Here is a 9,053-nt window from a genome sequence, read left to right as displayed (position 1 = left end):
CGCTGTCATATCAGGAATCCTGATTGAACGTGCCGGATATGCCCGGTATGTCAAGGCGGTGACCCTGGAGAAGAGTTGCTGCTGCGAATGCAGTGGAGAACCTTCATCAGAGACTTCAGTCCACAAAACCCGGTTTGCGAACTCACTCACTTTTGCATTCACCCTGTTTCGCCAGGTGGTACCGTACCTGATCCTCGGTGCAGCTATCGGGGCGTTCATTTACGGATTTATTCCCGAGGAACTGATCGTTGCTGTGGCTGGACCGGATAATCCGCTTGCTATCCCGGTCGCTGCAGTCATCGGGGTGCCGATGTACATCCGGGCAGAGACGATCATCCCGATCAGTGCCGTACTTCTTGAGAAAGGGATGGGAATCGGGGCCATCATGGCTCTCATTATCGGAGGAGCCGGGGCGAGTATCCCTGAAGTAACCCTCCTGGCATCGATCTTTGAGAGACGGCTTGTCGCTGCGTTTGTGGTAACGGTCCTTGGGGTAGCGATTCTTGCCGGGGTACTGTTTCAGATCCTTGCATCAGAGGGGATCATCCTCACCTGACCCTCTGATTTTATGAGAGTGTCTCTCGCGAAAGAGTAACCAGTTCAGAAGATAATGAGAACGAAGGAAAACCAGGGAAGATATTATGACAAAAAATCTGAATGTTGAATGGCTGCATGTCGGAGCAGATGTAACCCATACGTGTGAGCGATGCTCTGCAACCGGTACTACGTTAGCAGCGGTGATCAAGGAGATGGAACCTGACCTTGCCGGGAAAGGCATTCAGATCGTATACAAGGAAACGGTGCTGCCATTCGAAAAACTGCCTGAGTCAAACAAAGTCATGATCAATGGCAGGCCACTCGAAAAGTACCTGACCAATGCCCGGGTCGTTCAGACATGCTGCGAATCATGTGCCTGTATTGGTGAGCAGGATTTCGCTGAATGCCGGGCAATTCAGACTCCTGATGAGCTCTTTGAATCTCTTCCTGCCGATCTGATCCGTCGGGTACTAATGATCGCAGCAGACCAGATGGATGAGCAAACCGGACCATCAGAAGGGTGTTGTGGGTAGAAAATACCAAAAGTCACTTCATCAGAATTTCAATATCAGGAGATGAGGTTATTCTGATATCGACAATAATCTCAACTGTTATTGAATCATATTTACGTGCGCTTACGAATACACAGAGTGCATCATAGGATGAAAACCACATCAATACGAGGTTTGACCGGATATGGGATTACCTGAACCTGTTGAGGATACCTTATGTCAGATCGGCGGCATCGAGGGTCTCAGACAATATCTTCCCCCTGATGAAGAACTGATTCGAAAGAAGAATGTATTCTCTACACTCTCAGATCCCTTCAGGCTTCAGATACTCTCTCTTCTCAATGTCCAGCCACTCTGTGTCTGTGTAATGAAAGAGGTGATAGATATAGCCGATTCAAAACTATCGTATCATCTCAAGACGCTCATCACAGCCGGGCTGATCGAAAAAAAAAATCAGAGGGTATTTATCTGATATATTCTATAACCCAGACTGGAAAACGGTGTATACAGATCTGGTTATAGTCCTGGCCCTTTTTTCAACTCATATCTATCATTTCTCAACCATTCGGAATCACAGTATCTGCGGTATGGGAAAAATCAATCAATTTCCGGATGAATGTGCGGCAACTTTATCAATTCAAAAATAATTGAACGAGGGGAGGATTTATGATTGAACTTCGTGAAATCTTCGCTGTACAAAGGGAACAACCAACCCGGTCAGCTATGGAAAACCGGTCTTGCCCATGATACGTTCTCGACACTACTCCTTTCAACTCAACAATTTTTCCAAGATAATTTTCCGGACTATTCAGGATCGATTGAATATCAGGAGCAGAGAGAATCTTACTACCATTACTCACATACGATAGGTTCAAGGTAGAATCGTTTCCTTCAAATCCTGCGGCAAATCCAGGAAAGCGAGGAGGAGGCAGGAGAGAATTATGAGGGTATGTTTTCAAGCCATGATTTTCTCGTTATTTTATCTCTATGAGGTATATATTCATCATCTCAATATTTATTAAAATAGTCTCTCTCATATACATGCAGATATTGTGAAGATAGGAATTGTGAGTGATGGTCAGTATGGGGAGCGGGCATTTGAACAGATTAGGAAACGATTTCTCACAGAATGGATTCTTCTCCCATTTCCTTCTTCTCAGGTCGTTGACGATATCGACATCACCATTCCTCCCTGTGATCTATATATCTCGTATCTCCGGCATCCGGACATAGCAATGGAGCTGATCAAGACCGGTATCCCGGTCCTGCTTGGGGTCAACCTTGGTCCGGGATTCATGGCCCAGGCCAGAGAATATAATCCTGCAGTAATCGGTCCGGAAACGATGTGTTCAGTACTACCGAATACAGACTTCTGGCAGATCAACGAGTATGCGAAAGTGTTTGGCAGGCCGGTCTTTCATGTCATTCTGGATGGCGAACGGATCGTGTGGTGTCAGCCTCTGCGGGGATCGCCGTGTGGGTCTACGGATGCAGCTGCTCATGAACTGAATGGGAGGGAGTTTGACCAGGAGGCGATGAACCGGTTCGCTCTCTCTATATGCCATAACTGTCGTGCTCCCCGGTTCGGGAAGACCTGCGATAAGGAGAAGGCCGGGATTATTCACCTGGAAGAACTTGTCTCTTCACTCAAAGGGATAAACCCGGAATTGTGGGAGAAGAGTATGGAGGCTTTGAAGAGAGTTACCTGCACCCGGGCTTCTGAATACGATAAGGAATAAGAGAATTGACCAGGTATGAGTAAAAAAGGAGACTGTATTATCAGATTGATCGTAAGTCCCTCTTTTCAGATCAATTGATGTTCAGAATTATTTTCTCTTATTTTACAATCATGATCGGACAGGGAGCAGTCTGGGCAATCTTCTGACGTACACTCCCAAGCAGAACTCCTTGTAATGCACCAAGCCCGCGACTGCCAATGACGATCAGATCTGCCATCTCTTTCTTTGCAATGGCTACGATCTTAACTGATGGTTCCCCGATAGCCACCCTGAGTTCATATGAGAGTCCGGCATGGGAGAGAGCATCAATCGTGCGGCTTAATGCGGCTTTCGCATCTTCCTAAAGCAATGTATGTATATCCGTTGATTATCCCTCCTGTTGATACTCAAAAGGGGAGCAATTCAGAACAGATTCAAGTCTGTAAAAACCACTTATAGAAATGAACGAGTTCTTGCCCGTGTATGGCTGACGTCAGAAGAGGATGTGATGAGGGAGTTGTGCCTATAGGATTTGATCATGCGGTTTGGGATACTGGTCAATTGGTTTTATGGACGAATTTTTTGATTCTGATGATCCGGCATCAATAAACCGGTTCAATGCAATACTTTCAGAGTTTTATCAAAAGAACCGGCGTCCCATGCCCTGGAGGGATGAGATTACTCCGTACCGGGTCATTGTATCCGAGATCATGCTCCAACAGACCCAGGTGACCCGGGTCCTGAAAAAGTTTGATGAGTTTATCCTGGTTTTCCCGGATTTTGAGACTATTGCTCAGGCTTCACTTGAAGATGTCCTGCGGGCATGGCAGGGTCTGGGGTATAACCGGCGGGCAAAATACCTCCTTCAGATTGCGCAGGAGATAATGAACCGGTGGGGAGGTATCGTTCCTGATGATCCTGCAATGTTACAGACTCTTCCGGGAATTGGTTCAGCAACAGCGGGTTCGATTGTTGTATTCACCTATGATCGCCCGGCGGTGTTCATTGAAACCAACGTACGCCGCGTATTTATTCACCATTTTTTTCAGGACCGGGTAGGTGTATCTGATAAAGAGATATATCCGGTGCTCACCAGGACGATTGATCAATACCACCCCAGGGAATGGTATTATAGTATCATGGATTATGGGACCTTTCTTACGGGGGTTATAGAAAATCCGAACCGGCGGAGCAGGCATTATGCGGTGCAATCGAAATTTTCCGGGAGTGATCGGGAGATACGGGGCAGCATAATACGGTTACTATTAAATGAGGGACCGGTCTCATTCGATCTGGTATATGAGAAAATCCCTGGTGATGCCGGGCGGATAGATCGGATACTTGGGCAGATGATCCATGAAGGCCTACTCGAACGAGACGGTTCTCTTATCAGGTTTCCTGAGAACGATGCGAGAACGGAATGGCAATCAAAAATTCCATGATGACCTGCCTAAAAATATCAGTGACATATTACCTGGCAAAAAATTGCCTAATTAGAATATGGCCTTCCTGCCATCAGATATCTGCCGACCATTTCAGGGTATCCAGGATCTCTTTCTGCCGTGAATTGAGTCCGGTTATTAATACCCGATCATTGCCAAGCCCGATGAGGCGTATCTTCATGAGCTCAAGAAGGATCTTTTCGGCAGTGTAAATCGAAAGAAGACCTGATTGTGCATATTGTTCAAGCACCCACCGGTGTACCACATGTGCCATAAATGCTATGAGGAACGCTCCATTTCTCATCGTGTCACTATCAACCGAGAGAGGGAATACCTGGAAATTTCTGATATATGTGGAAAGAAATCTCTCTGCTTCAGCACGTTCTTCGAGCCACTCAAGACAGGTATCCCACTGGTATTCGGGATCTCCGGTGATTATCACCGACACTCCGCTGTTTTTTAGATAATTCCCCAGGGTTTTCCTCTTCACATCTACTAGTATCCGATTATTCTGGACACGCCACTGAAGGAACGGTTCATACATACCAGCAACATCAGCAACTGCCTCTCCGGGATTGACCCATTTGTAAATCGGTTTATCATTCAGATTTTCAAGAATGAGTTCAATATCTTCACCAAACCGTTCCCGTATCTCCTCTTCCTTACGCGGACTGTAGATGATATAGCCTTTTACCTGAACTGTTTCCAGGGAGATATTGACCGGAATAACAAAGAGGGTTTCACCGCGGAAGATTTTGAGATTCTTTGGATGCATGAGATCTGATCGGTATTTTTTTATCTCGTGTTTGATGAGATCATGGTCCGGATGAAGGGGGAATATGACTGGAATCTCGCTGTATATCGCCCCGTACAGGTTCATCGAGGATGAAAAACTCTTGCCAGATATGATGACTCCTTTTTTTCCGGAGAAGAGGTGCATGCCTGCATGAATTGCTTTGACAAGGTTTGATGTGATACGATATTGGGCAGTAGACAGATATCCGACAGGGATATTTTCGATATTATCATAAAAAAGAGCAATTGGTTCTATTCCATGGTGTGAGATCCCCTGGTGCCATGAGGTCTGCCGGACCATGGGAATATCCACGGTACTGATCCGCATATTCCCGCTCTCTGGTATCTGGGATAATGAGCGGCATATATTCAAATGGATGGATCCTTCACCCAGCTTCTTGAGCAACCGGGAAATACTCTGGGTGGTAATCTTCAGGCCAGAAAAGATACGGGGGAGGACTGTTCCGTCATACCATGATGCCGGAGAATGCAGGGCATCCGGATGCTGAATACCGGCAAAAAGAAGGGTTAAGAAGAGCCGTATCTCATGATCGGTCAGATGTGCACCCAGAATCTCCTGGATATGCAGATTTTTTACAGCCTGAAGATAAGGAATAAATTCTCCGTATGAATAGACCCTTTCCGGGTTTTTTGCTTTTTCCCTGACCCTTACCGGCTCCCCGTCAACATTCTTACCCAGATATCTGCTCTTTTGTCTGGTTCTCCGGGTCTCCTTGTCGTAGTAATAGGTTATCTCATACAGGTATTCATGCCCGTTGATCTTTTTGACACGGGTAGTCGTCTTCACATATGCTAATAGGCATGTACTATATTTTAAGATTTGTTATTTTTATGCGCAATATCATCTTATTTGGAGCTCAAATCGGTTGCCTAATAAATGAAGTAATAATTCGTATCCAAAATCTGATTTATCAAATCCCCAAGGCTAAATTTAATATATCTTAGCGATAATCTATGATCACCTCTCTACAAGAGAGCCTGTATGAAACACCCCCCCATCCGAATAACACCTGACGCATACATGTGAAATGCCTCATTTCACACCCCCCATCAATGTGTAAATCAATTCATGAGGTTCTTGTAGGAGGAGAATGTTCGATGAAGACCCCATTGGTCTCTGTGATACCCGATATCACTGGTTGACTGCCCCAAGGGAGCAGAGACCAATCCCCTTTTCCGTACCTATTGTATCTTTCAGTTCTACTATTCTTCAGGTACGATAAACAGGATGAACATGATTCCAAGGACTTTTGGTGGTTTTTGTGCCGTTCCTTTTGCAATCCGTTCATCCGGGTACCCCAGATTCTCACAGATGTAGATTTGGATATCCGGATGTATACTGCTCAGTGAATCCCCCAGGGTATGGATTGGAAAGGCTGGGTCTGCGATAATACACACCTTTCTTCTGGCACGTATCATTTCACAGCACTCATGGACCGCCTGGTCATGGTTTCTTCCATGGGCAGTGATAAGAAACAGGTTTGTAAGCGAAATTTTGGTTTTTGCTGCACCAAGCTGGACCGAGGATATGCCTGGGATTATCTCACCGCCCAGATACCCAAGGCCGGATATCATCGGATCACCGGTTGAGAGAATGACTGCATGATCAGGCAGTGTTTTGAGCGTCTTAAAATCAGTAATGGGTTTTAACTCGGCTCCGGCTGGAATGATCCCTCTGACCAGTTCAAGCGCCCGTTCAGACCCTGCAATGAGGTGTGATGATTGGATTGCCTGAATTGCCGCCTCGGTCAGCATGCCAGGTCCGCAACCAACCCCGACGATTTTCATGAGCTATCTCCGATAATTGTTCCTTGCCGGTTGACAAGAACAATCCTGACATTCGGGTGTCCGCTTTTAAATATCTGAAATGAGGATTGCATAGCCTCAAAAAAGCGCTCATGTGTCATAAACTCCTCGACGGTCGGGCAATTCGTACCATCCAGAATATGAGGATTTATGTATTTGAGTACCAGAGCGGGAAGTCCGCAGATGATCACCTCTCCGGTGAGATGCGGGACGATACTTCCAAGTCGAGAACCGGCAAGGATGACCTCATGGTCCGGGAATAGCATCCGGGCATATCGCAGCCCTATCCTTCCGGTGGTAAGGACGACCCGCTCTGCCTTCATGGCGCGTTCATAGACTGCCTGCTCAAGATGATCGTCCCAGGGTTCGACAAATCCGGTTGTCCCGAGGATGGAAATCCCACCAGCCACTCCGACCATCTGGTTCAGTGTCTTCTCTGCAACCAAACTCCCCTGCCGTGCATAGATTTTCACTCCTGCTCCTGGCATGCCGGTTTCGCTCATTGCCTCCTCGATTGCGTTTATAATCTCGTCTCTTGCCTGGAATGAGACGGCCGGATCTCCGGCTTTGTATCGCGGTGTGTCCCGAATCCATCTGCCGATACCTTCACCAAAGGTCAGTGAGATACCAGATTCTGTGATATCAGCTTCTGCAGTAAAAGCCAGTCCTGCAGTCACATCTCCTGGATAATCCCCGGCATATTTTATGCACTCACCAGTTCCCCCATCTGCATAGACCGGGATCTGAACCCTGATCCGGACGGGGGTGAGGATTGAGACCTGTGTAATTCCGGTTTTTGTAATGGAGAGGACTGCTGCTTTTGCTGCTGCGGCTGCAGTAGTTCCTGTGGTAAATCCCCGTCGCCGTATGGTCCCGTCTGATGTGAGAATAGCAAGCCCCTGTCTGACCAGCTGTCGTGATACCTCATCAGTGCAGAGTGATACCCACTCTGCAGGATAGGTAAACCCGCTTACCGGATCAAGCATTTCACTGTGGTGCTTCGTTGGACTCTGCATACATGGTGATGATCTCATTCATCGCAGCAACAGCAACCGGCGTCCCTCCCCGAGTCCCTTCGTTTGAGATTGAGGGGATATCTAACGTTCGGAGGAGTTCCTTGGACTCTGCCGCATTAACAAAACCGACTGGTGTTCCAATAACCAGGGCAGGTCTGATCCCGTGCTGAATCAGTTCGCAGAGGACAAGAAGTGCTGACGGGGCGTTCCCGATGACGACGATGGATCCACTCAGGCGTTCTCCAAGTGCCATGAGAGCGGCAGATGTCCGAGTTTTTCCACCGGTATCTGATGATGAATAGGTATCAAGTATACAGGTAACCTGACTATGATGCCCTTTTTTCTGAATGCCGGTCTGTACCATCCTGATATCTGTATAGATTGGTGCCCCCTCCTGTAATGCAGCAAGACCGGCTCGTACTGGATCACCCGTAAACCGCATCAGATCAGCCATCGCAAAATCACCAACCGCGATTGAGCAGCGCTGGCGTATCCGGTCAAAAGGCCCTCCATCTCCAATTGTCTTTCGTGCTAGTTCGCGTGATGTTCTAGATATGGCATATCCTTCTGGCGTATCGGCCCCGATATCAGTATACATACTTCCTGCGGTACCCGCGGGGGGTGAAGATTCCTTTGGCATTTGTATCTCTCCTCAGCATTCGTGTCTCTTCTCCGCCGATAAAAACGACGGTGTGCATGTCTATTCTGTCAAAAATATCCATCACATCCTGAAGGGTGGTAACGAGGATCATCTCATCAGGCCGGTAGGCGTCCTTTACAATCCCAACCGGCGTCTCACCGGGCAGGTGTTCCCGTGCAATACCGATGACATCTTCAAACAGACTTGTCCGGGTGCGGCTCTTCGGGTTATAGAGCACGATGGGAATTCCTACGGTGCACAGTGCCCGGATACGCTTTTCGATAATATCACGCGGTGTCAGGAGATCGGAGAGGCTGATGACGGCGAAATCATTGGTCAGGGGTGCCCCAAGTCGTGCCGCTCCGGCACTTGCCGCCGTCACGCCGGGTATTATCTCTATTTTTAGATTTGGGGCAATTTTTTCTGCCATCTCGAGAATAAGCCCGGCCATCCCATAGACACCGGGATCACCCCCGGATACCATAACCACATGCTTGTCCTGTGCATGGGTAATGGCCTGCCTGGCACGGTCGACCTCCCTGCCCATTCTGCTCATGATAACCTCC

Annotated in this window: 11 protein-coding genes; 5 read left to right on the top strand and 6 right to left on the bottom strand. The window is 47.6% G+C overall.

Annotated features, from left to right (window positions below):
- The 4 genes from PLA23_RS07130 to PLA23_RS07115 all read left to right on the top strand — a co-directional run.
- The coding region (locus PLA23_RS07130; protein ID WP_324474620.1) for a permease at positions 1-556 on the top strand (556 nt) is incomplete at its 5' end.
- An 85-nt stretch (positions 557-641) separates the two neighbouring features.
- On the top strand, positions 642-1,070 hold the full coding sequence (locus PLA23_RS07125) for a DUF2703 domain-containing protein (protein WP_324328851.1): 429 nt from the start codon (positions 642-644) through the stop codon (positions 1,068-1,070).
- Between the two features lie 163 nt (positions 1,071-1,233).
- Entirely contained in the window at positions 1,234-1,521 is a 288-nt protein-coding gene (locus tag PLA23_RS07120; RefSeq protein WP_324328850.1) for an ArsR/SmtB family transcription factor, read from the top strand.
- A 580-nt stretch (positions 1,522-2,101) separates the two neighbouring features.
- Positions 2,102-2,788, top strand: a complete 687-nt coding sequence (locus PLA23_RS07115) for a DUF166 family protein (protein ID WP_324328849.1) — start codon at positions 2,102-2,104, stop codon at positions 2,786-2,788.
- 97 nt (positions 2,789-2,885) lie between these two features.
- Here the strand turns inward: PLA23_RS07115 and PLA23_RS07110 are convergent, their stop codons facing one another.
- Positions 2,886-3,098 (bottom strand): universal stress protein, encoded by a 213-nt coding sequence (locus PLA23_RS07110; protein WP_324328865.1) that lies wholly within the window; start codon positions 3,096-3,098, stop codon positions 2,886-2,888.
- Positions 3,099-3,336: 238 nt separating this feature from the next.
- Here PLA23_RS07110 and PLA23_RS07105 point away from each other — a divergent pair, with 238 nt between their 5' ends.
- A complete protein-coding gene (locus tag PLA23_RS07105) occupies positions 3,337-4,209 on the top strand; it encodes an HhH-GPD family protein (RefSeq protein WP_324328847.1) in 873 nt (290 codons plus the stop codon).
- A 73-nt stretch (positions 4,210-4,282) separates the two neighbouring features.
- Here PLA23_RS07105 and PLA23_RS07100 read toward each other — a convergent pair whose 3' ends face one another.
- The 5 genes from PLA23_RS07100 to PLA23_RS07080 all read right to left on the bottom strand — a co-directional run.
- Positions 4,283-5,812: a hypothetical protein gene (locus tag PLA23_RS07100; RefSeq protein ID WP_324328846.1), complete on the bottom strand. Its 1,530-nt coding sequence runs from the start codon at positions 5,810-5,812 to the stop codon at positions 4,283-4,285.
- 416 nt (positions 5,813-6,228) lie between these two features.
- The gene (locus PLA23_RS07095) at positions 6,229-6,813 is read right to left on the bottom strand and encodes a cobalt-precorrin-7 (C(5))-methyltransferase (protein WP_324474618.1); all 585 of its coding nucleotides are present in this window, start codon (positions 6,811-6,813) and stop codon (positions 6,229-6,231) included.
- Positions 6,810-7,847 (bottom strand): cobalt-precorrin-5B (C(1))-methyltransferase, encoded by a 1,038-nt coding sequence (locus PLA23_RS07090; protein ID WP_324328842.1) that lies wholly within the window; start codon positions 7,845-7,847, stop codon positions 6,810-6,812. The genes PLA23_RS07095 and PLA23_RS07090 overlap by 4 nt, the downstream gene beginning before the upstream one ends.
- A complete protein-coding gene (locus PLA23_RS07085; protein ID WP_324474616.1) occupies positions 7,819-8,487 on the bottom strand; it encodes a precorrin-8X methylmutase in 669 nt (222 codons plus the stop codon). Before PLA23_RS07085 ends, PLA23_RS07090 begins: the two co-directional genes overlap by 29 nt.
- A partial coding sequence (locus tag PLA23_RS07080) for a precorrin-3B C(17)-methyltransferase (RefSeq protein ID WP_324474614.1) occupies positions 8,435-9,053 on the bottom strand: 619 nt, incomplete at its 5' end. The genes PLA23_RS07080 and PLA23_RS07085, both read right to left, overlap by 53 nt.

The organism is Methanospirillum sp. (assembly GCF_035406105.1).
Taxonomy (GTDB): Archaea; Halobacteriota; Methanomicrobia; order Methanomicrobiales; family Methanospirillaceae; genus Methanospirillum.
The sequence above is the reverse complement of the archived record's forward strand: the minus strand, read 5'-3'. Positions and strand labels throughout refer to the sequence as shown.

Excerpts from the sequence above, each read along its gene's own strand:
- PLA23_RS07125 (WP_324328851.1), top strand. The coding sequence starts at position 642 with ATGACAAAAAATCTGAATGTTGAATGGCTGCATGTCGGAGCAGATGTA.
- PLA23_RS07120 (WP_324328850.1), top strand. The coding sequence starts at position 1,234 with ATGGGATTACCTGAACCTGTTGAGGATACCTTATGTCAGATCGGCGGC.
- PLA23_RS07105 (WP_324328847.1), top strand. The coding sequence starts at position 3,337 with ATGGACGAATTTTTTGATTCTGATGATCCGGCATCAATAAACCGGTTC.
- PLA23_RS07095 (WP_324474618.1), bottom strand. The coding sequence starts at position 6,813 with ATGAAAATCGTCGGGGTTGGTTGCGGACCTGGCATGCTGACCGAGGCG.
- PLA23_RS07090 (WP_324328842.1), bottom strand. The coding sequence starts at position 7,847 with ATGCAGAGTCCAACGAAGCACCACAGTGAAATGCTTGATCCGGTAAGC.
- PLA23_RS07085 (WP_324474616.1), bottom strand. The coding sequence starts at position 8,487 with ATGCCAAAGGAATCTTCACCCCCCGCGGGTACCGCAGGAAGTATGTAT.